At 63.7% G+C, this 25,091-nt stretch carries 19 protein-coding genes and 1 pseudogene; 7 read left to right on the forward strand and 13 right to left on the reverse strand.

All coding sequences use genetic code 11. From position 1 onward, the window contains the following. Positions 1-2 precede the first annotated feature (2 nt). Together NKJ15_RS18360 and NKJ15_RS18365 are read right to left on the reverse strand one after the other, a co-directional pair. On the reverse strand, positions 3-1,001 hold the full coding sequence (locus NKJ15_RS18360) for an ABC transporter permease (RefSeq protein WP_352471358.1): 999 nt from the start codon (positions 999-1,001) through the stop codon (positions 3-5). Beyond that, a complete protein-coding gene (locus tag NKJ15_RS18365; RefSeq protein WP_352449708.1) occupies positions 1,001-1,987 on the reverse strand; it encodes an ABC transporter permease in 987 nt (328 codons plus the stop codon). The genes NKJ15_RS18360 and NKJ15_RS18365 overlap by 1 nt, the downstream gene beginning before the upstream one ends. A gap of 314 nt (positions 1,988-2,301) precedes the next feature. Between NKJ15_RS18365 and NKJ15_RS18370 the strand changes: the two genes are divergently transcribed. The 5 genes from NKJ15_RS18370 to NKJ15_RS18390 are packed head-to-tail and all read left to right on the forward strand — an operon-like array spanning position 2,302 to position 8,708. Next, positions 2,302-3,912, forward strand: coding sequence for an ABC transporter substrate-binding protein (locus NKJ15_RS18370; protein WP_352540160.1), 1,611 nt, complete (start codon positions 2,302-2,304; stop codon positions 3,910-3,912). Between the two features lie 60 nt (positions 3,913-3,972). Beyond that, entirely contained in the window at positions 3,973-5,157 is a 1,185-nt protein-coding gene (locus NKJ15_RS18375) for an LLM class flavin-dependent oxidoreductase (protein ID WP_352471360.1), read from the forward strand. A 9-nt stretch (positions 5,158-5,166) separates the two neighbouring features. Next, on the forward strand, positions 5,167-6,204 hold the full coding sequence (locus tag NKJ15_RS18380) for an ABC transporter substrate-binding protein (protein WP_352769914.1): 1,038 nt from the start codon (positions 5,167-5,169) through the stop codon (positions 6,202-6,204). 18 nt (positions 6,205-6,222) lie between these two features. After that, the gene (locus tag NKJ15_RS18385) at positions 6,223-7,440 is read left to right on the forward strand and encodes an acyl-CoA dehydrogenase family protein (RefSeq protein WP_352816754.1); all 1,218 of its coding nucleotides are present in this window, start codon (positions 6,223-6,225) and stop codon (positions 7,438-7,440) included. 5 nt (positions 7,441-7,445) lie between these two features. Next, the gene (locus tag NKJ15_RS18390) at positions 7,446-8,708 is read left to right on the forward strand and encodes an FAD-dependent oxidoreductase (protein WP_352816627.1); all 1,263 of its coding nucleotides are present in this window, start codon (positions 7,446-7,448) and stop codon (positions 8,706-8,708) included. A 36-nt stretch (positions 8,709-8,744) separates the two neighbouring features. Here the strand turns inward: NKJ15_RS18390 and NKJ15_RS18395 are convergent. Both NKJ15_RS18395 and NKJ15_RS18400 read right to left on the reverse strand, forming a co-directional pair. Then, a pseudogene (locus NKJ15_RS18395) lies at positions 8,745-9,837 on the reverse strand (rhodanese-like domain-containing protein). Then, entirely contained in the window at positions 9,834-11,195 is a 1,362-nt protein-coding gene (locus tag NKJ15_RS18400) for an LLM class flavin-dependent oxidoreductase (protein WP_502906924.1), read from the reverse strand. Before NKJ15_RS18400 ends, NKJ15_RS18395 begins: the two are co-directional and overlap by 4 nt. Before the next feature lie 181 nt (positions 11,196-11,376). Here NKJ15_RS18400 and NKJ15_RS18405 point away from each other — a divergent pair, with 181 nt between their 5' ends. Next, a complete protein-coding gene (locus tag NKJ15_RS18405) occupies positions 11,377-12,816 on the forward strand; it encodes an FAD/NAD(P)-binding protein (RefSeq protein WP_352816632.1) in 1,440 nt (479 codons plus the stop codon). A gap of 80 nt (positions 12,817-12,896) precedes the next feature. On the opposite strand, the gene NKJ15_RS18410 is transcribed toward NKJ15_RS18405, so the two are convergent. Then, on the reverse strand, positions 12,897-14,492 hold the full coding sequence (locus NKJ15_RS18410; protein WP_352816635.1) for an ABC transporter substrate-binding protein: 1,596 nt from the start codon (positions 14,490-14,492) through the stop codon (positions 12,897-12,899). 96 nt (positions 14,493-14,588) lie between these two features. Next, positions 14,589-16,184, reverse strand: coding sequence for an ABC transporter substrate-binding protein (locus NKJ15_RS18415; protein ID WP_352816637.1), 1,596 nt, complete (start codon positions 16,182-16,184; stop codon positions 14,589-14,591). Positions 16,185-16,526: 342 nt separating this feature from the next. Between NKJ15_RS18415 and gcvA the strand changes: the two genes are divergently transcribed. Further along, positions 16,527-17,537 (forward strand): transcriptional regulator GcvA, encoded by a 1,011-nt coding sequence (gene gcvA / locus NKJ15_RS18420; RefSeq protein ID WP_352816640.1) that lies wholly within the window; start codon positions 16,527-16,529, stop codon positions 17,535-17,537. A gap of 31 nt (positions 17,538-17,568) precedes the next feature. Here the strand turns inward: gcvA and NKJ15_RS18425 are convergent, their stop codons facing one another. The 7 genes from NKJ15_RS18425 to NKJ15_RS18455 all read right to left on the reverse strand — a co-directional run bounded on the left by NKJ15_RS18425 (position 17,569) and on the right by NKJ15_RS18455 (position 25,080). Continuing rightward, positions 17,569-18,429 carry an NADPH-dependent oxidoreductase gene (locus NKJ15_RS18425; protein WP_352768032.1) on the reverse strand — a complete coding sequence of 287 codons (861 nt, stop codon included), beginning with the start codon at positions 18,427-18,429 and terminating at the stop codon, positions 17,569-17,571. A 68-nt stretch (positions 18,430-18,497) separates the two neighbouring features. Beyond that, on the reverse strand, positions 18,498-19,574 hold the full coding sequence (locus NKJ15_RS18430; protein WP_352616972.1) for an LLM class flavin-dependent oxidoreductase: 1,077 nt from the start codon (positions 19,572-19,574) through the stop codon (positions 18,498-18,500). Between the two features lie 74 nt (positions 19,575-19,648). After that, positions 19,649-21,004, reverse strand: coding sequence for an LLM class flavin-dependent oxidoreductase (locus tag NKJ15_RS18435; protein ID WP_352816643.1), 1,356 nt, complete (start codon positions 21,002-21,004; stop codon positions 19,649-19,651). Next, positions 21,001-22,182 carry an acyl-CoA dehydrogenase family protein gene (locus tag NKJ15_RS18440; RefSeq protein ID WP_352816645.1) on the reverse strand — a complete coding sequence of 394 codons (1,182 nt, stop codon included), beginning with the start codon at positions 22,180-22,182 and terminating at the stop codon, positions 21,001-21,003. The genes NKJ15_RS18435 and NKJ15_RS18440 overlap by 4 nt, the downstream gene beginning before the upstream one ends. A 4-nt stretch (positions 22,183-22,186) precedes the next feature. Next, positions 22,187-22,528 (reverse strand): DUF3088 domain-containing protein, encoded by a 342-nt coding sequence (locus NKJ15_RS18445; protein WP_352540173.1) that lies wholly within the window; start codon positions 22,526-22,528, stop codon positions 22,187-22,189. 7 nt (positions 22,529-22,535) lie between these two features. After that, the gene (locus tag NKJ15_RS18450) at positions 22,536-23,891 is read right to left on the reverse strand and encodes an LLM class flavin-dependent oxidoreductase (protein WP_352816646.1); all 1,356 of its coding nucleotides are present in this window, start codon (positions 23,889-23,891) and stop codon (positions 22,536-22,538) included. Between the two features lie 13 nt (positions 23,892-23,904). Further along, positions 23,905-25,080: an acyl-CoA dehydrogenase family protein gene (locus NKJ15_RS18455; protein WP_352816649.1), complete on the reverse strand. Its 1,176-nt coding sequence runs from the start codon at positions 25,078-25,080 to the stop codon at positions 23,905-23,907. Positions 25,081-25,091 lie beyond the last annotated feature (11 nt).

Here is a 25,091-nt window from a genome sequence, read left to right on the forward strand (position 1 = left end):
CTCTATCGCTCCTGTGAGAAGCGCGGGTTGAGCGCGTCGTTGAGGCCGTCACCGATCAGGTTCAGCGCCAGCACGGTAAAGACGATCGCCAGTCCCGGAAGCGCTGTCAGATACCAAGCGGTGCGGATCAATTCCCTGCCCGCTCCGATCATCGAGCCCCAGCTGACGACGTTGGGATCGCCGAGGCCCATGAAGGACAGCGCCGATTCCATCAGGATCGCGGTCGCCACCATCACCGACGAGGTCACGATCAACGGCGGCAGCGCATTGGGCAGGATCTCGCGGAAGATAATGCGGACATGGCCGTAGCCGAGGCTGCGGGCGGCCATGACGAAATCCTTCTCGCGGATGGCCCGGAACTCGGCGCGGGTCAACCGCGCCACCGTCGGCCAGGTGATGACGGCGATCGCCACTGTCACGACAGGCGCGGTCGGCTGCGCGATCGCCACCATGACGACCAGCAGCACGAAGCTCGGTATGGTCTGAAAGATCTCGATCAGGCGCACCAGCAGGTCGTCGATCCAGCCGCCGAAGTAGCCGGCGGCGGCGCCGACCAGGATGCCGAAGCTGAGGCCGAGCGCGGTCGCCACCAGGCCGACGAACAGCGAAATCCGTGCGCCATGCAGAATGCCCGAAAGCACATCGCGGCCCATGGAGTCCGTGCCCAGTGGGAAGGCTGGGTTCTGGCCCGGCCACAGGAAGGGCCGCGCCACCATCGATAGCGGATCGGCCGGATAGAGGACTGGTGCCAGCAGTGCGGCCAGCACGACCAGTGACAGGAACACAACGCCGAACATGGCGTTGGGATTGCGCAGGAAAACCTTCAGCGCACGCCCGCCAGCGGCTATCGGCACCGACGCTGCCGAAGCGGAGCGTGCGTCGGGCGCGTGGAGATTGCTCCAACTCTTTGCCTCGGGTTCAGGCGGTGCCGCGGGCCCGCGGGCATCGGCATGGAGACGGCGGGAACGGGCATCGCCCGCGGCGAAATCGGTGGAAGCCATCAGCGTACTCCGATGCGGGGATCGAGCCAGGCGTGCAGAAGATCGACGGTCGCGTTGGCGATGATCACCAGCAGCGACGACAACAGAAGGATGCCGAGCAGCACGGTGAAATCGCGGCCCATGACCGCTTCGAAGGCGAGACGCCCGAGGCCGGGCCAGGAATAGACAGTCTCGACAACCACGGCGCCGCCGAGCATGCCGCCGACATGCATGCCGGCCATGGTGGTAATGGGGATCAGCGCGTTGCGCAGGACATGGCGAATGGTGATGATGGCCGGCGGCAGGCCCTTGGCTGCGGCGGTGCGCACGTAGTCCTGCGACTGGACCTCCAGCATCGCCGCTCGTGTCAGCCGCGCATAGATCGCCACGTAGAACAGCGCCAGCGACAGTGCCGGCAGGATCATGTAGCGCGCCCTGTCCCAGAGCCCGGCAAGGCCGGTCAGGTTGCTGCCGATGGTTCCCGAGCCGCCGCTCGGCAGCCAGCCGAGCTTGACCGAAAACAGCACGATCAGCATCAAGCCGATCCAGAAACCCGGGATTGAATAGAACAGCAGCGAAATAACGGAGAGCACACGATCCGGCAGGCGCCCGGCAAACACCGCCATCACCGATCCAAGGGCGAGGCCGAGCACAATGGCGACGGCCAGAGCCACCGCCATCAGCACTAGCGTGCCGGGCAGCCGCTGGCCGATCAGGTCGGCGACCGGCATGCCGTAGCGCGGCGAAAAGCCGAGGCTGAAATGCGCCAGATTGTAGAGATAGTTGAACAGCTGGACGAGAAGCGGATTGTCGAGCCCGAAGCGCTGGCGAAGCGCCGCCATCGTTTCGACAGTGGCCGAGCCAGCCTCGCCGGCCATGACATCGGCGGCATCGCCGGGCGCGAGCTGCAGCAGGAAGAAGTTCAGGATGACGATGCCCAGAACGGTCGGCACCGCCTGGATGGCGGTGCGCCGGAAGGTTCTGCCAATGCGCGTCAGGGTCGACATCGTTTTCGCTATCCCGGCTGTGGCTGACGATGCGGGTTTGCTGTTTCCCGGAAAGTTCCGCGCTTTTTAGTTGACAAGATTTATAGACATTGTCAAACCTGATTTAAGAAATTTTATCCTGCAAATGGCTTCATTGCAGAATAGAATTTTATTTCATACTACAAACTTAGCTGTTTGAGGTATGAAATCTTAAGCGCGGGAGCAGGTCGGCCAAATCTTTTCGCAAACGGGCCCGCTCTTGGAACGACGGATTTTTAGCCTGGCGGCCGACGATCGGCCGATCGGGTCCGGCAGCAAAAAAGGACCAGGACGCTATGTCTCATTTCCTCAGTCCGAACCGCCGCAGGTTCCTCGGCATCTCGGCGGCCGCGCTCGGAGCGACCCTGTTGCCTGCATCGCGCAGCGCCTACGCCGCCGAGCCGAAACAGGGTGGAACGGCGACGCTGGTGCTCTCGGCTGAGCCGCCTGTGCTGACGACCATCGCCCACACGGCATTCAATTCGGTCTACGTCTCGGCAAAGACCACCGAGGGCCTGCTGACCTATGATTTCGATCTCACGCCGCGCCCATCCCTGGCCAGACAATGGTCAGTCAGTGGCGATGGGCTGCAATACACCTTCAAGCTGCGCGAAGGCGTGAAGTGGCATGATGGCCAGCCGTTCACCGCCGCCGACGTCGCCTATTCGATCACCACGATCAGAGAGGTTCATCCGCGCGGCCGCAACACCTTCCTCAACCTTGTAGACATCCAGACGCCGGATCCGCTGACCGTAGCGCTGGTTCTGTCGAGGCCGGCGCCTTACTTGATCACGGCCCTGGCTGCGGCCGAAACGCCAATCGTGCCGAAGCACCTCTATGACGGCACAAAGGCAGCCGAAAATCCGGTCAACGTCGCTCCGGTCGGCACCGGCCCGTTCGTCTTCAAAGAATGGGTGCGCGGCAGCCACATCGTTTACGAACGCAATCCTGACTACTGGGACGCACCGCGCCCCTATCTCGACCGGTTGATCGTGCGCTTCATCCCGGACGCTTCGGCGCGCGCGCTGGCGCTGGAGACCGGCGAGATCGATCTGGCGCCGGCAACGCCGATTCCGTACAGCGATTTGCAGCGTTTTGAGACGCTGCCGCATATCGGCTTCGAGAAGCAGGGCTACCAATATTCCAATGGCATCAGCCGGGTCGAATTCAACCTGGAGAAAGCCTATTTCCAGGATGTTCGCGTCCGCCGTGCCTTCGCCCATGTCATCGACCGCAACGTCATCCGCGAGACGATCAACTATGGCTATGGCGAAACCATTCCAGGCCCGATCAACCCCAATCTGAAGAAGTGGTTCGTCGCCGACCTGAAGACCTATCCGGTCGACACGGCCGCCGCCGATAAACTGCTCGATGAAGCAGGCTTGCCGCGCGACGCCAACGGTACCCGGCTCAAGCTTGTCCACGACTATGTCCCGAGCGGCGAAACCTACAAGCGCGGCGCCGATTACATCAAGCAGGCATTGGCCGCGGTCGGGATCGAGGTCACCGTGCGCAGCCAGGATTTCGCCACCTACACCAAGCGCATCTACACCGACCGCGACTTCGACTTCACCTTCAACGGCATGAGCAATCTGTTCGACCCGACGGTAGGCGTACAGCGCCTCTACTGGTCGAAAAATTTCAAACCCGGCGTGCCGTTCTCCAACGGTTCGAAATACAGCAATGCCAAGGTCGACGAACTTCTTGAAGCGGCCGCCGTCGAGGTCGACCACGAAAAGCGCTTCGAGCAATGGGCCGCGATCCAGCAGATCCTTGTCGAGGACCTGCCCGATATCGGCATCGTCAGCCAACCGGAAATCACCCTCTACAACAGGCGCATAGCCGGTCACACGGTGGGCGCCGAGGGCAATGCCGGCTCCCTCGCAACCGCCCATATCGTCGCCTGAGCCCTGACCCGTGCGCGGTCCTTCGCACGGGTTCCCTTCCTCCACCCGAGAAAGTTCGCCATGACGCTCGCCCACAAGCCTGGTTCCATCGTCGGCACGCCCTTCTTCAAGGCGCCGACCGACTATCCGGACAGCCCGCTGTCGAAAGCGCTTCAGCAGCCGGTGCTGCTCGGGCTATTCTTGCCGATCCAGGCCGGTGGCTGGACCAACTCGACCTTGCCGCGCTCGACCGACTGGCGCTTCGACTACAATCGCGACCTGACGTTGAAGGCCGAGGAGCTTGGCTTCGACCTCGTCTTCGCGCTCAGCCAGTGGCTGCCCAAGGGCGGTTATGGCGGTGTCTTCAACGGCCAGGCGCTGGACAGTTTCGTCTCCGTCGCGGCCATGGCCGCGATCACCAAGAAGATCATGCTGATCTCGACCATGCATGTTCTCTACGGCCCGTGGCACCCGCTGCATCTGGCGAAATTCGGCGCCACACTCGACCACATCTCCGGCGGCCGCTGGGGCATCAACGTCGTCACCGGCCATCGCGCCGTCGAACATGAAATGTTCGGCTGGAACCGTATCGAGCACGACCGCCGCTATGAACTCGCCGCCGAGTTCGTCGAAGTGCTGCAGCGACTGTGGCAGGACGACGAGAATTTCTCATTCTCCGGAGAATCGAGCTGGAAGCTCAATGGCGGCTTCGTCACGCCCAAGCCGAATTATGGACGGCCGATCCTGGTCAATGCCACCGGCTCCGACGCCGGCATTTCCTTTGCCGGCCGTTATTCCGACATCGTCTTCGTCACCAGCCCGGCCGGCTCCGACATCGCCAGCGCGCTGGAAGCGCTGCCGGCGCATACGAAGAAGGTGAAGGACGCAGCCCTCGGCGTCGGCCGCACCGTGCGCACGCTGCTCAACCCGCTGGTCATCAGCAGGCCGACCGAGAAGGAGGCCTGGGCGGTCGCCGATGAGATCGTCGCCCATGCCGACAGCCGCACGCCGAAAGGCTTCCAGACCTTCAACAGCGATGCCCAGGCCTGGAAAGGACGCGAGGGCCGCGACGATCCCTACGCCAAGGTCGGCGGCAACATTTATCTCATCGGCACGCCCGAACAGATCGTCGACCAGTTCGTCAAGTTGAAGGACGCCGGCATCGACGGCCTGCAGCTGTCCTTCTTCGATTTCAAACCTGACCTCGAATTCTTCGGCGAGAACATCCTGCCGCTGATGAAGCAGGCTGGCCTGCGCAACACCTGAGGAGCAATCATGACCGCGACTGCGATCTCCGAAATCTGGTACACACGCTGCCCGGTGCCGACGCCCGTCGGGCTCGCCGCACAGCTCGGGCTTCTCGACGAGACCTTTCGCAAGGAGGGGATTGAATTGAAGTCGATCATCGATTCGCCCAATCGCGACATCCGCCAGAGCCATTTCAACCACACGCTCGACTGGTCGTTCCGCCACGGCGGCAACGTGCCGCCGATCCGCGCGCGGTCCGAAGGACGCAAGACGCGTCTCGCCGGCATCACCTGGACCGACGAATTCCAGGCAATCATCGCCTTGCCCGGTTCCGGCATCAGGACAACCCGGGACCTGAAAGGCCGCCGCTTCGGCATCGCCCGGCGCCCCGAGGGAATCGTCGACTTCATGCGAGCGACGGCGTTGAAGGGACTGGTCTCGGCGCTCTCGCTCGAGGGCCTTGGCTATGGCGACGTCGAGATCGTCGACATAGCGCTGGCCGACAGCGTGCTCGACAGCCAGGAAGGACCGTCGCTGTTCGGCCTCAAGCGCAAGCAGGCCTATGGCGAGGAAGCCGCAGCCCTGATCCGCGGCGAGGTCGACGCCATCTATGTCAAAGGCACGGCCGGCATCAATGTCGCCAATCTGATCGGCGCCATCCAGGTCGTGGAATTCGGCTTCCACCCCGACCCGAATATCCGCATCAATTCCGGTTCGCCGCGCGTGCTGACCGTCGATGAACTGCTGGCGGAACAACGCCCCGATCTGGTCGCGCGACTGATCGAGACCATCCTGCGCGCCAGCGCCTGGGCCGAGGCGCATCCGGAAGAGACGCAGCGCTTTGTTGCCCGCGAAGCCGGGGCCACCGAGGAACAGGTGCTGGCCGCCAATGGCCCGGATGTCCATAAGCATCTCGGCCTCGGACTGCAGCCTGAGCTCGTCGCAGCGGTTTCCCACTACAAGAATTTCCTGCGCGACTGGGGCTTCCTCGCCGGCGATTTCGACGTCGAGGCCTGGGTCGATCGCCGGCCGCTCGATCTGGTGAACATTCGCGCCGCCGCCTGAGAGAAAGCCAACGTCATGATGTCGACAATTGCCGAGTTTCCGCAACTCCTCGAGAAAGTGGCCGGCCTTGCCGACGACTTCGCGCTGACCGCCGCGCATCACGACGCGACCGGGGAATTCCCATTCGCCAATTTCGACCGGCTTCACCAGGCGGGGCTGCTTGGCCTGGTCACGGTGCGCGAACATGGCGGCTTCGGTGGCGGGCTGACGGAAGCACAGGCGGTGATCGCCGAGATTGGCCGTGGCGAGCCGTCGACGGCGCTGGTGCTGGCCATGCACTACAACAGCCAGTATGCGATGCGGAAATCCGGAAAATGGCCGCGCCATCTGGTTCAGCGGATTGTCGAGGCCGGCCGTCTTGGCCCTGCTTTGATCAACGCCGCCCAAGCCGAGCCGCGGATTGGCTCGCCCGCCCATGGCAAGCCGCCCGAAACCATTGCCCGGCGCGACGGCAATGTCTGGCGGATATCCGGCCACAAGAACTACGTCACCGGCATTCCTATTCTGAAATGGGTGAACTTGCTGGCGCTGACCGACGAGCCGCAGCCCCGCCTGGCTTCATTCCTGGTGCCGACCGACGCGCCTGGATTGCGTGTCGAAAAGACATGGAACGCCGCCGGCATGCGGGCGACGGCCAGCGACGACATCATTCTGGATAATGTTGCGGTTCCTGCCGAAGACATCACCGAGGCGCAGCCGGCATCCGAGCCGCTGAGGCGCGAGGAAGGCGCGACGGCGTTCTTCTTTTCGCTGATCGGCGCTGTCTACCACGGTGCCGCCCGTGCTGCCCGTGACCGGCTTGTCTCCTTTGTCAGCACGCACGCGCCGGCAAGTCTTGGTGCGCCGCTGTCGACCGTGCCGCACATCCAGGCAGGGCTCGGTGAGATCGAGGTCAGGCTTGCGAGCAGCACGCGGCTGCTGCGTTCGCTCGCCGAAGATGTCGACGCCGGCCGGCCTGTGGGCACCGACGGCATGACGGTCAGGCATGTCGTCATCGACAATGCCGTTGCCGTCACCTCGCTGGCGCTGGAGCTTGCCGGCAATCCAGGCCTTAACAGAGATTTCCAGCTTGAGCGCCACCACCGTGATGCGCTGACCGCCCGTTCCCACGCACCGCAGAACCACATGATCCGCACGATCGCCGCCAAGGCGACGCTCAGCCGCCATATCGCCCGGCAGTTGGCCGAGACGCCGGCTATTGCCGCGGGCAAGCCCAAGCTCGCGGCGGTCGGTTGAGCGCCATGACAACAGAACATGTCGAAGTCGCCATCATCGGCGGAGGCCCCGGCGGCCTGACACTGGCGCAAGGCCTGAAGAAGAACGGCATCAGTGTCGCGGTCTTCGAGAAGGACCGCGCCCGCACCGACTATGTCCAGGGTTTTCGTCTGCGCATCCGCCAGCGCGGCATCGATTCCCTGATCGCCAATTTGCCGCCGGAACTCTACGACGCTTTTGTCGCCACGCTCGGCCAGGCGCCGGATCGCAACATCCTGCTCGACGAGAATTTCAACATCCTGGGCGAGGATGCCTGGGGCGGCGGCAACGCGCCGGGCGAGGCCGACGACACGCATATCGAAAAATCGGTAAGCCGTATCACGCTGCGCCAGGTGCTGTTGTCCGGCCTCGACGGCATCATGCGCTATGGCAAGGTCTTCTCTCGCTACGACGAGCAGCCGGATGGTTCGGTCGTCGCGCATTTCGAGGACGGCTCGGCAATCCATGCCGACGTGCTGGTCGGTGCCGACGGCGCCCGCTCGCGGGTGCGCCAGCAACTGGTGCCGCATGCGCGAAGCTTCGACACCGGCGTCAGGCGTCTGGCCGGCAAGATGACGCTGCATGCCGCAGCCCTTCACCAGATCTCGCCGCTGCTACTCGACTACAATGCCGGCGTCAGGCCAACCGAAGGTCATGGGCTTATGGTCACCAGCCACAGAGTCAATGTCGACGCATTCCGAAAGCATGGACTGATCGGGCTGGACGACGCCACTCACAAGGATTTTTCCGGCTTCCATTTCAACAACACCACCAGCTATGTCTGGTGGAACACCGCCTATGAAAAGGACGAACTTGCCACAGACGACGCGCTGGCAAAGCTCTCCGGTTCAGAACTGATTGACCTGCTGATCTCGAAGATCGCCCACTGGCACCCGGAAATCCTCAACCTCATCCGCTACACCGACCCATCGACGGTGGCGCTGCTTCATGTCCACAGCTCCGAACCTGTCGATCCCTGGCCGACGAAACCGGTGACGCTGCTTGGCGATGCCATCCACGCCATGACCTATTTTCGCGCGCTTGGCGGCAACACCGCGATCTACGACGCCGGGCTGCTGGTGCCAGAGCTGGTGGCCGCCAAACGCGGCGACAAGCCGCTTCTCCAGGCGCTGTCGGAGTATGAGGCCAAGATGCTGGAATACGGCGCCAAAGCCGTGCGGTCTTCGCTGACGGCGATGCAGAAGAACGTGCTGGCGGGCCGTCGCCGCCAATCGGAAGCCGCCGAATAGTGGCCCCCGAAAAAATCGCCTGACAGTGCTCCTGCCCTACGCCGCTTCCACCAGGCTGGTCGACTGGAAGTCATACAAGAGGATCGCGATCTCGAAGCCGCGCCGCTGCAGCCCAATGCGCCGTCGTCGCCGCGCGGACACCGAGCAGATCGTCGATCAGCACGACGCGGGCGCCGCGCACGGCGATGGTGCGATAGGCGACACCGAGCAACTGCCCGCCCTCAGACGCGATCGACCCCGGAATATGCGCTTCGGCGAACTCGTCGGGCGTGCGCACGTCAAGCAGGTAGGTCGTCCGCTTTTCGTCCTTCGCCCAGTTCGCGGCCGTGGCCGCATTGATGCGGGGAAAGCTGTCGCCTTCGGCAAGCTTTGCGATGTGCTCCCCGGCGAAACGCTTGGCATCCTCGCTTGCCGGACCATAGATTGCGGTCTTGCCGGTTTCGAGTGCAAGACCGGCCTCGCGCCATGCCCTGGTGCCGTCGTGCAGATAGGCGACCCGGTTGGGCACGCCGGCATCGATCAGTGTCTGCGCCCCGATGATGGCGCGCGGCAGGCCGGCGCAGGAGACGACAACCTGCGTCTCCGGTGACGGCACCAGGTCGGCGAAGCGCAGCACCAGCTCGGCGCCCGGCACGCTGATGGCGCCCGGCACATGGTCCTTTTCGAACTCCGCCACCGTGCGGCTGTCGAGCACCACCACGTCGGCGCCTCGGCCTCTGAGCACCGCGAGCTCTTCAACGCTGACGACCGGGGTTCCCTTCTCGTCGCGGATCGCCAGCGAAAAATCGACGCCCGGCGTATCGAAGGTCGGCAGGTCTTCAACGCCGCTTTGCGTCCATTCCGGAATTCCACCGTTCAGCGAAAACAGCTGGGTACGGCCATACCCCACCAGTCGTTCGACAAGTTGCTCGGCAACGCCGCTGCCGTCGTCCGCCAGCACGGTGCGCACCGATTTGCGCGGGATGAAGCGGTCGATCTCGGCCTCGACCTGAGCCGCGGGCAGGTTGGTGGCGAACAGCGGCGATGCGTATCCGACAGTCGCGCTGTCGCGAATGTCTAGTACCGCCAGTTCTTCGCCATCCGCCAGCCATTGGCGAAACATTTTCGAATCGATCGTCCTGTCGCTCATGATGCTTTCCTCTCTTGCTGTTCAGCGGCGCCACGGATCGGACGCGCAAGGCCGAGGTTCTCGCGCAACGTCCCGCCTTCGTAAGCAGTCCGGAACAGACGCCGCCGCTGCAGCTCCGGAATGACGAGGTCGACAAAATCGGTGAGGCCCGTCGGCAGGATCGGCGGCATGACGTTGAAGCCGTCCGCCGCGCCACCGGCGAACCACTCCTCCATCATGTCGGCCACATCCTTTGGCGTGCCGACGATCTGGAAATGGCCGCGCGCGCCGGCAACGGCGAGATACAATTGGCGGATGGTCAGGTTCCGGCTCGCGGCCAATTCGGAAACGACTTTCAGGCGGCTCTTCACGGCATCGGAACTGCCCAGTTCCGGCAACGGTCCGTCGAGTGAATGGCCGGAAAGATCGACACCGCCGAGCAATCCTGAAACCAGCGCCACACCAACCACAGGATCGACCAGGCGCTGGATCGCATCGAACTTGTCCTCGGCCTCCGTGCGCGTCGGCGCGACGACCGGGAAGACACCGGGCATGATCTTCAGGCTGTCGGCGGAGCGGCCAAACGAGCCCAGCCGGCCTTTCAGTTCGCCGTAAAAGCCGCGCGCCGATTCGATGGTCGGGTGGGCGGTGAAAACCACCTCCGCCGTCCGCGCCGCCAAGTGCTGGCCGGCATCGGACGAGCCCGCCTGGACGATGACGGGATGGCCCTGCGGTGGGCGAGCGACGTTGAGCGGTCCCTTGACGCGGAAATGCCGGCCGGCATGGTCCGGGGCGTGGATGCCGCGCCGGTCGATGGCGATCCCCGAAGCCTTGTCGGCGACGAAGGCATCGTCGTCCCAGCTGTCCCAAAGCTTCTGCGCGACAGCGACGAATTCCTCGGCGCGGGCGTAACGGTCGGCATGAACGGGATGCTGGTCGAGGCTGAAATTCGCCGCCGCCGGCGCATCGGCTGAGGTGACGACATTCCAGCCTGTCCTGCCGCCGCTGAGATGATCGATCGAAGCGAACAGCCGCGCCAAGTGGAACGGCTCCCAATAGGTGGTCGAGGCGGTCGCAACGAGCCCGATCCCTTGCGTGATGGTCGAGAGCGCCGACAAAAGCGTCAGCGGCTCGAAATGCACGACATGGCCGGTGCGCTCGAAGGTCTCGATCGGCTGCTCGCCATTGCGCGCGCTGAGGCTGTCGGCCAGAAACACCATGTCGAACAGGCCACGCTCGGCAGTGCGCGCGGCGTCCGCATAGTGCTGGAAGCTCAGGCCCGGATTGGCAGGCACATCGGGATGGCGCCAGGCAGCGACATGATGGCCCGGTCCGCGAACAAAGGCTCCAAGCCTTATCTTTCGATTTTCAGTCATCAGCGGTTCTCGGGCTGGTCGCAAAGGGCGTTCCTATCTAGCGCCTGCCAAACCCGCTGAGTGAAAGAATGCCTTTCGTCAGCTGGCAATTATTGTTTTTTGACATCGGGTTACGGGAAAGCACGATGATCGTTGCCGGGGCGATGGGCTGGAGCCACGACCACCGGCATCGCAAAGGTTCTTGATGCTTCATACCCCTTCCTCCCCGCTACGTTCGATCCCTCGTTCAATCATCATCGTTGGCGGCGGCTTTGCCGGCGCGGTTACCGCGATCAAGCTGCTCGACCGTTCAACTGAGCCGCTGGCAATCACCATCATCGAGCGCCGGGCCGAGCTCGGTCGCGGCGTTGCCTATAGCACCGTCGATCCACAACACCTCGTCAACGGCGCGGCGCGCATCTTCTCGCTGCATCCGGACGATCCCGATCACCTCGTTCGCTGGCTTATGGGGAATGGGCCGGAGCACGGCTGGACACCGCCCGAGGATGTCCCGGACTCAAGCCCGCCGCGCTGGCTGTTCGGCAGCTATGTCCAGTCGGAACTGACGAGAGCGATCAGAGAAGCAGATCCGCGTTCTTCGCTGCGCCACATCAAGGCATCCGCCGTCGACATGCTGACGGGTCCGTCCGGGGTATGCGTCGGCACCAGCGATAGCCAGCAATTGCTGGCGGATGAGGCGGTACTGGCAACCGGGGTGTTCCAGAGCCAGCCGTCCACCACGGAAGCAGCCGTCGTCGGCGATCCCCGTTATGTCGCCAATCCCTGGGATTCGGCGGCGCTCGATCGGCTCGCCGGCAGCAAGGAACTGCTGCTGATCGGCTCCAGCCTCAGCATGGTCGACGTCGTCGCCAGCATGGAAGCGCGCGGCTTCAAGGGCGGTTATCGCGTCGTGTCGCGGCGCGGACAGATCGTCGAACCTCGGCGGAACACGGAAGCGTGGCGCGATTTCCTCGCCGGGCGGCCGCTGCCGAAAACCACCAGGGCGCTTCTCGCACTGGTCAAGGCCGAACGCCGGGCAATCGAAACCACCGGCCTGGACTGGCAAGGGCTGCCACTGACGATCCGGCCGTGGATCCTGGCCTTGTGGCAAGGCGCCACCGACAGGGAGCGCTTGAAGTTCGCACGCCATCTGCGCGCCTTCTGGGATGTCACCGCGCACCGCGCGGCGCCACCGAGTTTTGAGCGCGTGACACTGGCGCGAAGCCAAGGCCGTTGGACGGGTCGAGCGGGACGGGTGCTGGCACTCCATCCGCAGGCAAATGGCATCGTCGCTGAAGTCCGCTGGCGTGATACCGGCGCGGTCGAACGGCTGCGCTTCGACGGCGTCGTCAACTGCCGCGGCCATCAGGAGCATGATTGGCGGCGGATCGCCGATCCGTTCGTCCAGAACCTGCTCGAGAACGGCATCGTCAGGCCGCATGCGACCGGCTTCGGCATCGACGCGACGCATGACGGCCAGGTGATTTCCCGTGATGGCGAGACCCATGGCAATCTGTTCGCCATCGGCCATCCGCTGCGCGGCGTCGCCTGGGAATCGAGCTCCATCGGCGAACAACTGGCGCAGGCCATAGCCCTTGCCGGCCTTCTGGTCGGCGCCAGCCGAAGGCTGGGTGCTTTGGCCTGAAGTTACCAGCTTTGCGAAATGGAAGAAACGAAAAGGGCCGCAGCTCTATGCGGCCCTTCTCTCATGATTGCCCGGCAGATTTAGGCGTTCGGGTCGAGATAGGCGTCGGCGAAATTCGCTGACAGGCCTTCGGCGCCAGGCGCGTAGTTCTTGACGGTTTTGCGGGCGATGATGATGGTCGGTGGCGCGATCAGATTGATGATCGGCAACTCGTCGGCGATGATCTCCTGGAACTTGAAGAAGAGCTGCTTGCGCTTGGCCTCGTCGAGCTCGACCGATGCGGCTTCCAGCAATCGGTCAACCTCCGGGTTCTCATAGTGCGCGCCGTTGGAGAACGGCAGCCCTTTCTTGATGTTCTTCGACCAGTAGAGCCGCTGTGCGCCGGCGCTCGGATCGAAGATGTTGCCGCAGGATTCCGTCGACAGGTCCCAGGTGCGATCGGTGTAGATGGTTTTGACATAGGTGCCGAAGTCGAATTTTTCGATCTCGGCATCGATGCCGATCTTGGCCAATGCCTGCTTGAGGAAGTCGGCATAGCCCCACGGGTTGTAGGGATTGTTGGTGAGCCTGAGCTTGAAGCGTACGCCGTCAGCCCCACGCTTGAAACCGGCCTCGTCGAGCAGTTTTTCCGACAATGCCGTATCGACTGTCGCGGCCTTTACGTCGGGATCGAAATACTTCTTGTTGACGACGCTGATCGGCGTCGGCGAGACTTGGCCATAACCGTAAAACACGATTGCATTGATCGCGTCGAGGTCGATCGCATGCGCGATTGCCTGACGGACCTTCTTCTCCTTCAGGATCGGGTTTTCGAGGTTGATGATCAGTTGGTGCAGCGGGCCGCTATAGGCGAAGACCGTGCTGTCGACGACGAATTGCGGCAGCGCCTTGAAACGCTCCAGGTCGGCGAAGGCCACCGGGTTCGGTCCGATGTCGACCTCGCCCGTTTCGAGCGCCGCAGCGCGCGCGCCCGGATCGGTGATGAAGCGGAAGATGATCCGGTCGAGATAGGGTTTAGGCGCATCCCAATAGGTCGGATTCTTTTCGACGAGGATGTGGCTGCCCTTTACCCATTCCTTCAGCACAAACGGCCCGCTGCCGATGATCTGCTTGAAGGACGGATCGTCGGCCGGCCTCAGCTTCTCGTAGATGTGTTTGGGCACGACAGGCGATTCCGTCGCGGCCAGCCCCGAGATCAGGGCGGCGGACGGCTTCGACAATTTGATCTTCACGATATACGGGTCCGACGTGTCGATGTCGGTGACGTTCTGGAAGGTGATGCGACCGCGCGGATGCGCTTCGCGCAGCCGGGAGATAGAAAAGGCCACGTCCTCGGAGGTCAAATCATGGCCATCGCTGAACTTCACCCCCTGGCGCAGCTTGAAGACGTATTCGAGCCCGTCGTCGCTGATCGACCATTCGGTGGCCAGTTGCGGTCGCGGATTGAGATCGTAGTCGTAGGCGAGCAGGCCGTCGAAAATCTTCGGACCGATGGTGGCCGGTCCGCCAGCGCTGGTGTTGATGGAAACGATCTGGTTGGGCTCGGGATAGTAGACGAAGTTGAGCGTGCCTCCGGCCACCGGCTTTGCGTCTTCTGCGAATGCCCCGGCGGGAAGTCCAGCACTCGCGCCGGCCAGCAGCAGGAACTGATTGAACAGGCGTCGATTGATGGTCATGGTCGGTACTCCGAATTGCGCGATTTATCTTTGATGGAGAAAAGTCGGGATCGTCGTTTTCACGCGCCGGTCCCAACCAGAGGGCTTGCAGAACGCTTAGGCGTTTGGCGCGAGCCATATCTGCGCGAAGCTGTTGTTGATCCCCTGAGCGCCGGGCGCAAAATCCCGGACCTTGTTGTTGGCGACGATCTGGGCGCCGGCGGCGACCAGATCGACCGACACCACGTCGTCATGGATGATGTGCTGGAATTTGTACCAGAGCTCGCGCCGCTTGGTCTCGTCGGGCTCGATTGCCGCGGCTTCGAGGATCTGGTCGACCTCGGGGTTTGCGTAGTGGCTAGCGTTGGAGAAGACGAGGCCGATCTTGAAGTTCTTCGACCAGTAGGCGCGCTGGACGCCGAGCGTCGGATCGAAGGTGTTCGACAGCGACTCGACCACCAAGTCCCAGGCGCGGTCGGTGTAGACGGTCTTCAGGAACGTCGACAGGTCAAGCTTGAGGATCTCGGCATCGACGCCGACCGTCGCCAACGACTGCTTGATGAAATCGGCATAGGACGCCGGCAGGAACGCGTTGTAGGCAAGCCGGAGCTTGAAGCGCGTCCCATCGGCGCCACTCGGATAGCCGGCGTCGTCGAGCAGCTTCTCCGCCAGTTTGGTATCGGGCTCGCGCGCCTTGATGCTGGGGTCATACCATTTGGGCAGCGCCGTGCTGATCGGGCTCGGCGATACCTGCGCATAACCGTAGAGCGCGATGTCGACCAGCTTCTGCAGGTCGATTGCGTGGGCGATGGCAAGGCGCACATCGCGCTTGGTCAGGATTTCGTTCTCGTAATTGAAGAACAATTGCTGCTGTGGGCCGGAATAGGCGTAGGTGTTGGTGTCGACGACCAGAGCGGGGTTTGCCTTCAGCCGTTCGATGTCGGCCAGCGGCACGGGATTGGCGCCGATATCGATCTCGCCGGTTTCAAGAGCCGCCGAACGCGCGGCCGGGTCGAAGATGACGTGCAGGACGATGCGGTCGAGGTAGGGCCGAGGCGCGTCCCAATAATCCGGATTGCGGTCGAAGATCAGATGGCTGCCGGGCACCCATTCCTTGAGAATGAAGGGACCGGTGCCGATCGTCTGTTCGAGCTTCGGCTGTTCCGCCGGCTTGAACGTTTCGTAGACGTGCTTCGGCACAATCGGTGATTCCGAGCTGCTCAGTGCCGTGATCAGATAGGGCGCCGGCTTTGAAAGCACGATGATGGCGGTGTGCGGATCGGGCGTCTCGACCACGGTCACGTTTTGGTAGGTGATGCGGCCGCGCGGATGCGCCTCCTTCAGCCGGAAGATGGTGAAGGCAACGTCTTCCGACGTGAAGTCCTTGCCGTCATGCCATTTGACGCCGTCGCGCAGCTTGAAGGTGTAGCGCAGGCCGTCATCGCTGATCGACCACTCCGTCGCCAGCAGCGGTTTCGGGCTGAGGTCATAGGCGAAATCAAGCAGACCTTCATTCACCTTGGGACCGATCGCCTGGCCGGTGCCCGACGAGGTGTTGATGGCAATCAGCGACGTGGGGTCGGGATAGTAGGCCCAGTTGAGCGTGCCACCCTGGACCGGCGTTCCTTCGGCAGCGAAGGAAACCCCGGGCAATGCGAAGCTCGCACCGCCAAGCAACAGCAGCTGGTTGAAATGACGACGATTGACAGACATGGCCTTGAGCTCCGGAAAACGGCTACGATGGCATCCGGCGGCCGAACACACTCCGGCGCCTCGACGCGATGATCCCTGCCACGCCGCAAAACCGGAAGAATGATTTTCTATCGTCTGCCGAAAGCACCGCTTCGCACGACCGTTTCATTCCAGGATCTGGCAAAGCTGCTCGACGCCCAAATCAGCGCTCCGATCTTATTTCTACAAGAATTGTAGACATTACGATTTTTTAGATTTCCGTTCCCGCTGCCGCGACGCTGCGGCAAACGAAATTTTCCACCGGGCACTTTGGCGCAAAGCCCGCCCTCGTCGCGCCCGGCCTGAACGTGTTGAATGCGCTCCATGGTCGATCTCATTCGCGCAAAATCAAGGAAGCTGCGGCCGACGCTGGCGAGGCTTCCGCCGCTGACGTCGCTTCGCGCTTTTGTCGCAACCGCCCGCCACCTGAGCTTTACGCGGGCGGCCGAAGAGCTCCATGTGACGCCTGCCGCCATCGGCCAGCAGATCCGCCTGCTCGAGGATCACCTCGGTCAACCGCTGTTCCATCGCAACCGTGGCGAGCTTCTGCTGACGTCGGCCGGCCAGGCGCTGATGCCCGGCCTCACCGAGGCTTTCGACGTCGTTGTCGAGTCGGTCGCGCGGATTTCCGGCGACGAGGAGGATGCGCCGATCAAAGTGTCGGTCGCGCCCTCCTTCGCCAGCAAATGGCTGATCCCGCGCCTCGACGCACTGCGCGACGCGGTACCCGGCCTAGAAGTGCTGGTCGACGCATCGACCAGGCTTGCCGATTTTGCCAGCGAAGACGTCGACTGCGTCATCCGCTACGGGTCGGGCGCCTATAGCGGCCTGCTGACGGAACGGCTGTTTTCGGAAGCGGTGCTGCCCGTCTGCAGCCCGGAATTTGCTCGCATGCACGGTCTCTATCGCGGGCCGGAGGGGCTGCGTGACGCACCGATCCTGCATGAGGACGGTCCGGAACGCGATCCAAGCTGCCCTGACTGGAAGGGCTGGCTGAGATCCAACGGCCTGTCCGGCCGCTTTGTCGAGGGCGGTATACGGCTTAGCCAATCGTCACTGGTGCTCGACGCAGCTGCTGCCGGCAAGGGCATCGGTCTCGGCAAATTCCGGCTGGCCGAGCCTGACCTCGCCGCGGGGCGTCTGGTCAGTCCATTCGGCTCACCGCAGCCGGTCGAGTTTTCCTATTATTTTGCGACGACGCCGCACAAGGCGAAGCTGGAGACGGTCGAGCGCTTTCATGGCTGGCTGAAGGCCGAGGCGCGCCAGCTCGGCGCTCTCGACGCCCCACCGCCGGCGGCGCTTCCGGCGCGCATCGCCATTATCGCGGCCGAATAGCCTCGCCGCGGTCTCGCGAGCAGGCGCGCGCCTATTTGAGCTTGAAGCCCAGCGCTTTGAGCACTTCGCCCAGGCGATCACGGCCTTTCAGCGCTGCTTTGCTGCCGATGCGGTTCGAAACCAACTCTGTCCAGTCCACCACAGGCATCGCCTGCTCCTGCTGGAATAATCGAAGCCTCTGGTTGTAGGCTGCAAGATCGTCCGGATCGGGCTCTGATCGATAGCGCTCGCGGTGCAGCACCGCAGCCTGCGGCAGTCTGGGCTTGATGTCAGTCGCAGCCAGGAGATCGGGATAGCCGACGGTCAGGCCGAACACCGCCACGGTTTCCGGCGGGAGGCCGAGTTCGCGCGCCACCTCCTGCGGATGATTGCGCATCGCGCCGATGTAGCAGGAGCCGAGCCCGAGCGCGTCGGTCGCCACCACGGCGTTCTGTGCGGCAAGTGCGGCGTCGATCACGGCCAGCAGAAAGCTCTCCTGATAATCGAGCCCCTCGCCCACCCGGCCGTTTGCCTCGGCAATGGCGCGCAGCCGCGACAGGTCGGCCAGCCAGACCAGCAGCAGCGGCGCCTGCTCGATATGGCGATTGATCGCCGCCAGTTCGGCAAGCCGCGCCTTGCGCGCCGGATCCTCGACTGCGATGACGCTCCACGCCTGGAGATTGGAAGAAGTCGGCGCCGACTGGGCGGCGGCGACGATCAGTTCCAGCGTCCCTTCGGGAAGAGGCTTGGCGAGATAATTGCGGACCGAGCGATGCGAAAGGATCGCCTCGAGGGCTTCGTTCCAGGTTCCGGTATGCGCGCTTTGCGGCGCTCGATAACGCCGCCGTAGCGCCGCTTCACCACGCAGGTCAGCGTCGGAAGGGCGGATGCTGAAGGCGGCCGGCTGTGACATCGTCTTCCCTACTGGCAATCTGGCTTATCCGGTGTTCTGACGACCCCAGGTCATTCAAGAAGCGCGGCTTAGGCCCCGTTGCGCAAAAGCGGAAGCAACTGATCGCCTTGCCGCTTGATCTCGGAAAGATACGGCGTGTCCGAGAGCACGAAATGCGTGATGCCCAGATCCCGGTATCTGCCGAGCGAGCGGGCGACGTCGGCGGCCGAGCCGACCAGCCAGGTGGTGCCAGCGCCGCCGCCGCCATATTTGCCCGGCGCAGTATAGAGATTGTCGTCCAGCACCTCGCCGCGCGCGTGCAGATCGAGCAGACGCTGCTGGCCCACCGCTACCGCCCGACCGTGATCGTTCCAGCCGGCTCCCTGGCCCTTGGCCATCTCGTCGACCTTCGCTTCTGCATCCGCCCAGGCCTGCCCAGCGGTGTCGCGGACCAGCGTGGTGACCCGCAACCCGAACTCCAGAGGCGGGAGGTCTCGGTCGAGTTCCCTGCTCAAGGCTTTGAGCCGCTCGATCCGCTCCCGGACGCCGTCGAGCGGCTCACCCCAAAAGAGCTGGACATCCGCCTCGCTGGCCGACACCCGCTCCGCCGCCTCCGACGCGCCGCCGAAGTAGAGCTTGGGATGGCGACGATCGCCACGGACATGGATGCGGGGCATCACGGTAGAGCCAGTGACCTGGAAGTGCTCGCCCGCAAAGGTCACGTTCTCTTCAGTCCAAAGTCTGCGAACCAGGCGCATGAACTCTCTGGTACGGGCATAGCGATGTATCTGGTCACCTTCGCTGTCGCCATAAGCAGCGAGGTTGTCCTTGCCTGACACTATGTTGATACGCACGCGACCGGCGGTCAGCTGGTCGAGCGTGGCTACGGCGGATGCGAAGTGCGCCGGCCGCCAGTACCCCGGGCGGATCGCGATGAGCGGCTCGAAGGAGGTGGTCCGCGCGGCGAGCGAGGCCGCGACAGTAAAAGTGTCGGGCCGACCCCAGCCGGTACCGATCAGCGCGCCCTTCCAGCCGTATTCCTCAAGCGCCTTCGCGTGGCTGGTCAGCGTCTCCAGGCTGTTGTGGTTCTCGACGGCCGGCTCGCCGCGGTGACCGGGAGCGACCTGGTTCGGGATGTACCAAAGAAATTCGGTATCAGCGCTCATTGTCGGGCCTGTATTTTGGCCGGGCATGGAGGTCAATGGCAGGACCCTCCGCTCCGTTGTATTTTGATGATCATTCAAAGGGCTGCCCCTAGCAGCCCTGGCGCCTTGCTCGGCTGCGGTGCAAAGCGGCTTTCGGGCCTGATAAGGCCGAGATGGTCGCGCAGCGTGCGCCCTTCATATTCCGTTCGGAACACCCCCCGCCGGCGCAGGATCGGCACCACCGTATCGACAAAGACCTCCAGTCCGGTCGGCAGCACGTCCGGCATCAGGTTGAAGCCGTCGGCGGCGCCGGCGACAAACCATCTTTCGATATCGTCGGCGATCTGCTCCGGCGTGCCGACGATGGTGCGGTGGCCAGTGCTGCCGTTCAGCGCCCGGATCAGCTGGCGAACCGTGAAATCATTGCTGCGGGCGAGCGCGAGCGTGGCCTTGAAGAAGGTGTGGCCGCCGTTGGGGGGCAGTTGAATCCGTTCCGGCAACTTCTCATCGAGCTTCAGCCGCTCGCGATCGATGCCGAGCACGCCGGACAGCCGCCCAAGGCTGTAGTCGAGCGGAATGCGATCCCACAGCTCTTCTTGCCGCCGCTCCGCTTCCCCCTCTGTGCTGCCGATGATAGTGGCTAGGCCGGCGAGGTTGAGCGGCACGCCGCCGGTGCGGCCATAGGCGACGGCACGCGCCTTAAGTTCCCGCGCATAGCCGAGCGCTTCCTCGAAAGATTGCGATGCGGAAAACACGGCTTCGGCGTGGCGGGCGGCGAGGTCCTTGCCGTCATCGGACCCGCCGGCCTGGACGACCACCGGATGCCCTTGCGGCGAACGCGGCACATTGTGCGGCCCGTGCACCGAGAAATGTGCGCCCTTGTGGTCGATGGCGTGAACCTTGGTGGCATCGACGAAGCGCCCGCTGGCGACGTCGCCGATGAAGGCATCGTCCTCCCAGCTGTCCCACAATGCCTTGACGATGTCAGCAAATTCCGCCGCCCGCTCGTAGCGCCGGCCATGATCGATGGCACCGTTGAGGCCGAAATTGCGGGCCGAGGCGGGATCGGCCGTGGTGACGATGTTCCAGCCGATGCGTCCGTCGCTGACATGGTCGAGCGTCGCGAAGCGCCTGGCGATATTGTAGGGCTCGTTGAAGCTGGTTGAAGCGGTGGCGATCAGGCCGATGCGCTCGGTTGCGGCGGCTACCGTCGCCAGCACAATCGTCGGCTCCAGAGATGTGATCGGCCGATAGTCAATGCGGTCCGAGATTGCTGCCTGATCGGCAAGAAAGATGGCGTCGAGCTTGGCGCGCTCGGCGATCTTCGCCACGTGCACATAGTGGCCGACGGTGAAGGCGGCATAGGGGTCGACGCCGTCCATCCGCCATGCCGCCGGCGAGAAGCCGGCATGCAGGATGTTGACGTTGAGATGGAGCTGCCGGCCGCTCATCGAAAGGCGCCGGGCTCGGGATATGCGCCGGTCAGATACCAGGTGCCGACGGTGCGGGTCTTGTATTCGGCAGGGTTGTGCAAGGTGTGAATGCGTGCGTTGCGCCAGAAGCGGTCGAAGCCGTATTTGCGCACTGCGGAGCGGGCACCCATCACCTCGAATATCTCGGTCGTGACTTCGAGCGCAACATCGCCTGCCAGCACATTGGCCGCGGCGACGGCAACCGCCGCCTCACCGCGTTCTTGCTCGGTCAGCGCCTTGCCGCGCGCGATCGCATGATCGATCGCCGCCGCCGCGCGATCGGCCAGCGCCGTCGCCGCCCGCGTCTTGACCCAGAGCTCGCCATACTGCCGCTTGATCCATGGATCGTCGATATGGCGCTCGACGCCGGAATACATCCACGGCCGCGAACTGTTGAGCGTATAATCTCGCGCCGCCAGCAGCGCGCCCTGGGCCGTGCCGACAAAGACATTGAGCAACACGCTCTGCTGCTGCAGCGGGCCGATGGTGCGGATTGGCAACGACGCGTCGACCCAACCGCGCACCAACTCGCTGTCGTGGATCCTGACGTCCTTGTAGGCGACCTTGCCGCTGCCGGTCTGCGTCTGGCCGATGCCGTCCCAGTCGTCGAGAACGGTGATGCCTTCGCGATTTGCGGGGATCGCCGCGAATTTCCTCTCGCCGCTGACCTCGTCTTCCCACGAGGTCGAAAGATAGTCGGCGACATGCGAGCCGGAGGCGAAGGGTTTGAAGCCGTTTACGATCGTCCACTCGCCATCTTTGCGGCCGAACAGCGTTTTGGAAAAACTGTTGCCGGTGTTGCCCCAGAACCAGTCGCCGGCAGCCGAACGCCGCAGCAGATCGGCTGAGCGCGGTTCGTCCGAATTGAGCCTGGCGGCGATCAGTGCGCTGAAATGGTAGCCGTAGATATGGCCGATCGAGCCGTCGACCTTGGCGAACTCGCGCCCGATCTTCAGCGCCGTCGAATAGGGTTCCCCGGCGCCACCGAATTCCTTGGGGATCACGATGGTGAGTAGGCCGCTTTGCTTGAGAAGACGGATCTGTTCGGTAGGCCTGCCGCCAAGCTGGTCGCGCTCGACCGCATCGCGGGCAAAGATGTCGCGCAACTCGACCGCCTTGGCGATCCATGGATTGGACGTATCGGGATCGAAGGTCATCGTCTCACTCATGCAGCTGCGGGAAGCCGTGGCGCTCGGCAAGCAGTGCAAGAATGCGCCTGGTGTCATCGGCGAAGACCTTGCCCTTGGCCGTCGGCAAGTCGGCGGGCGGATTGCTGCCGATGATCAGCACCGGCAGCGACTGGTGCCGTTCGCCGAGCGCGTCGATCACCTTGCCTCTCGGCCTCGAAAACGGCACGCGCTCAACGTCGAGTCTGGCGGCGAGATCGGGAAAGGCTGCGAGCAATCCCTCAACCTGGTTGCAATAGGGGCAGACGAACGTCTGGCCCGGCTGATTTGGGTCGGCGAAACCCGGCTGGATGAGAAAGAGCGTGTCGCGCGCCATTGCCGGCCTATTCCGCAGCTGCCGCGGCATGCCGCGAAAAACGGTTTGCCGGTCGCTTCAGGCCGAGATTGTCGCACGAGGTGCTGCCCTCATACTCGTCGCGGAACAGGCCACGGCGGCGCAGTTCCGGCACCACCAGCTCGATGAAATCCTTCAGGCCACCGGGCATGATCGGCGCCATGATGTTGAAGCCGTCGGCGCCGTAATTCTCGAACCGCTCTTCCATGGTGTCGGCGATCTGTTGCGGCGTGCCGACCACCTGCCAGTGGCCGCGGGCGCCGGCGATGCGCAGATAAAGCTGCCGGATCGTCAGGTTCTCGCGCCACGCCAGATCGATCACCAGCGCTTGCCGGCTCTTGCCGGCATTGGTCTCCGGCAAATCCGGCACCGGCCCGTCGAGCGGATAGGCGCTGAGGTCGAAGCCGCCGGCCAGCGCCGAGACCAGACCGAGGCCGACTTCCGGCTGGATGAGATCCTGCAGCTGTTCGAACTTCCCCCGCGCCTCGGCTTCAGTGAGGCCGACGACCGGGAAAATGCCTGGCAGGACTTTCAGGTCATCCTCCGAGCGGCCATATTTGCCGAGCCTGCCCTTGACGTCGGCATAGAAGGCGGTGGCTTCGTCGAGCGTGATCTGCGCGGCGAAAATCGCTTCCGCGGTACGAGCCGCCAGCTCTTTGCCCGGACCCGACGCGCCGGCCTGGACCACGACCGGACGACCTTGCGGCGTTCGCGGCGTGTTCAGGGGACCACGCACCTTGAAGTGCTGGCCCTTGTGGTTCAGCACATGCAGTTTGTCCTTGTCGAAATAGCGCCCGCTTGCTCTGTCGCGCGGGAAGGCGTCATCCTCCCAGCTGTCCCACAGGCCGAGCACGACATCGGCGAATTCCTCGGCGCGGTCGTAGCGCTCGCCATGCTGGATATGCGTCTCGTGACCGAAATTGAACGCTGCCTCCGGATCGGAAGAGGTGACCAGATTCCAGCCTGCGCGCCCGCCGCTCAGATGGTCGAGCGACGCGAACTGGCGGGCCAGATTGTAGGGATCGGAAAAACTGGTCGACGCCGTGGCGATGAGGCCGATGTTCCTCGTCACAGCCGACAGTGCCGACAGCAGCGTGATCGGCTCGAACGGATAGACGCCGCTATGCGCCTTGCGGCTGGCGGCCTCGAGGTTGCTCAGCCGCGCCGCGACGCCATCGGCAAAGAAGATCGCGTCGAATTTGGCCGCTTCCGCCAGCCGGGCAAGTTCGACGTAGTCGCCGAGGCTGGTCCCCTCGCCTGCCGCTGGATGGCGCCAGGCCGCCACATGGTGACCGGTGAAGAGCAGAAACGCTCCCAGCTTGAGCTTGTCCTTGCGCCTGGCCATTTTTTTCGCCTCCTCAGCGGTACAGTCCGCCGGCCGGGAATTCCCCGGTCAGCAACCAGGTGCCGATCGTGCGCTTCTTGTATTCGGCCGGATTGTGCAGCGTGTGCGTGCGCACGTTGCGCCAGAACCTGTCGTAGCCGTTGGCCTTGGTGGCTGAGCGGGCGCCCATCACCTCGAAAACCTCGCTCGACGCGTCGAGGCCGACTTGTCCGGCGTAGACATTGGCGGTGGCGAGATCGATCGCCGTCTGCCCGCGCTGCTCCAGGGTCAACGCCTCGCCCTGGCCATAGGCGGCATCGAGGCTGCATGCTGCTATATCGGCCAGTTCGGCCGCGGCGAGCGTGCGGATATAGAGGTCGCCATATTTGCGTTGCACGAACGGATCGTCGGTATGTTTCTCATAGCCGGAATAGACCCAGGGGCGCGATTGCGAGACCGTATAGTCCCGGCCTTCGCTCAGCGCTCCTTGCGCGCTGCCGACGAACAGGTTGAGCAGGACCGCCTGCTGGAACAGTGACGTCAGCGTCTGGAACGGCGTCAGCGGCACCGCGGGCGAGCCAATCAGTTCGTCGTCGCCGACATGCACGTCCTTGAACGTCACCTTGCCGCTGCCGGTCTGCCGCTGGCCGACACCATCCCAGTCATCCTCGATGACGATGCCCTCACGGTCAGCCGGGATCGCTGCCGCTAGTCTATCCTGGCCGTCCTCCCAGGCAACCTGGATGTAGTCTGCGATGTGGGAACCGGAGGAGAACGGCCGAAAGCCGCTCAGGATCCAGCCCGTGCCGTTGCGCCTGGCCGTCGACGTCTTCGACATGGCGTTGCCGGAATTGCCCCAGACCCAGTTCTCCCTTGCCGAGCGTGTCAGCAGCCGGTCCCTCTGCGCCTGCGTGCCACGGAACAGCACGCCATTGAGCGGCAGATGATGGTATCCGTAGAGATGGGCGAGCGAGCCGTCGGTGCGGGCGAATTCGCGCACGACGCGAAGCACCGACAGCCAGGGTGCGCCCTTGCCGCCATAGCGCTTGGGAATCTGCGCCGACGGCAAACCACTTTCCTTCAGCAGGCGGATCTGTTCGACGGGCCGCCCGCCGGCCTTGTCGCGCGCCACGGCATCCCGATCGAAGATATCGCGCAGTTCGACCGCCGTGGCGACGAACGGGTCGGAAAGGTCAGGGCTGAAGGTCATCGGCGTTTGTC

The sequence above is a fragment of the Mesorhizobium sp. M0207 genome (assembly GCF_040321995.1).
GTDB lineage: Bacteria > Pseudomonadota > Alphaproteobacteria > Rhizobiales > Rhizobiaceae > Mesorhizobium.

Excerpts from the sequence above, each read along its gene's own strand:
- gcvA (WP_352816640.1), top strand. The coding sequence starts at position 16,527 with ATGGTCGATCTCATTCGCGCAAAATCAAGGAAGCTGCGGCCGACGCTG.
- NKJ15_RS18365 (WP_352449708.1), bottom strand. The coding sequence starts at position 1,987 with ATGTCGACCCTGACGCGCATTGGCAGAACCTTCCGGCGCACCGCCATC.
- NKJ15_RS18430 (WP_352616972.1), bottom strand. The coding sequence starts at position 19,574 with ATGAGCGCTGATACCGAATTTCTTTGGTACATCCCGAACCAGGTCGCT.
- NKJ15_RS18375 (WP_352471360.1), top strand. The coding sequence starts at position 3,973 with ATGACGCTCGCCCACAAGCCTGGTTCCATCGTCGGCACGCCCTTCTTC.
- NKJ15_RS18450 (WP_352816646.1), bottom strand. The coding sequence starts at position 23,891 with ATGGCCAGGCGCAAGGACAAGCTCAAGCTGGGAGCGTTTCTGCTCTTC.
- NKJ15_RS18425 (WP_352768032.1), bottom strand. The coding sequence starts at position 18,429 with ATGTCACAGCCGGCCGCCTTCAGCATCCGCCCTTCCGACGCTGACCTG.
- NKJ15_RS18410 (WP_352816635.1), bottom strand. The coding sequence starts at position 14,492 with ATGACCATCAATCGACGCCTGTTCAATCAGTTCCTGCTGCTGGCCGGC.
- NKJ15_RS18370 (WP_352540160.1), top strand. The coding sequence starts at position 2,302 with ATGTCTCATTTCCTCAGTCCGAACCGCCGCAGGTTCCTCGGCATCTCG.
- NKJ15_RS18440 (WP_352816645.1), bottom strand. The coding sequence starts at position 22,182 with ATGACCTTCGATCCCGATACGTCCAATCCATGGATCGCCAAGGCGGTC.
- NKJ15_RS18455 (WP_352816649.1), bottom strand. The coding sequence starts at position 25,080 with ATGACCTTCAGCCCTGACCTTTCCGACCCGTTCGTCGCCACGGCGGTC.
- NKJ15_RS18380 (WP_352769914.1), top strand. The coding sequence starts at position 5,167 with ATGACCGCGACTGCGATCTCCGAAATCTGGTACACACGCTGCCCGGTG.
- NKJ15_RS18385 (WP_352816754.1), top strand. The coding sequence starts at position 6,223 with ATGTCGACAATTGCCGAGTTTCCGCAACTCCTCGAGAAAGTGGCCGGC.
- NKJ15_RS18445 (WP_352540173.1), bottom strand. The coding sequence starts at position 22,528 with ATGGCGCGCGACACGCTCTTTCTCATCCAGCCGGGTTTCGCCGACCCA.
- NKJ15_RS18390 (WP_352816627.1), top strand. The coding sequence starts at position 7,446 with ATGACAACAGAACATGTCGAAGTCGCCATCATCGGCGGAGGCCCCGGC.
- NKJ15_RS18435 (WP_352816643.1), bottom strand. The coding sequence starts at position 21,004 with ATGAGCGGCCGGCAGCTCCATCTCAACGTCAACATCCTGCATGCCGGC.
- NKJ15_RS18360 (WP_352471358.1), bottom strand. The coding sequence starts at position 1,001 with ATGGCTTCCACCGATTTCGCCGCGGGCGATGCCCGTTCCCGCCGTCTC.
- NKJ15_RS18405 (WP_352816632.1), top strand. The coding sequence starts at position 11,377 with ATGCTTCATACCCCTTCCTCCCCGCTACGTTCGATCCCTCGTTCAATC.
- NKJ15_RS18415 (WP_352816637.1), bottom strand. The coding sequence starts at position 16,184 with ATGTCTGTCAATCGTCGTCATTTCAACCAGCTGCTGTTGCTTGGCGGT.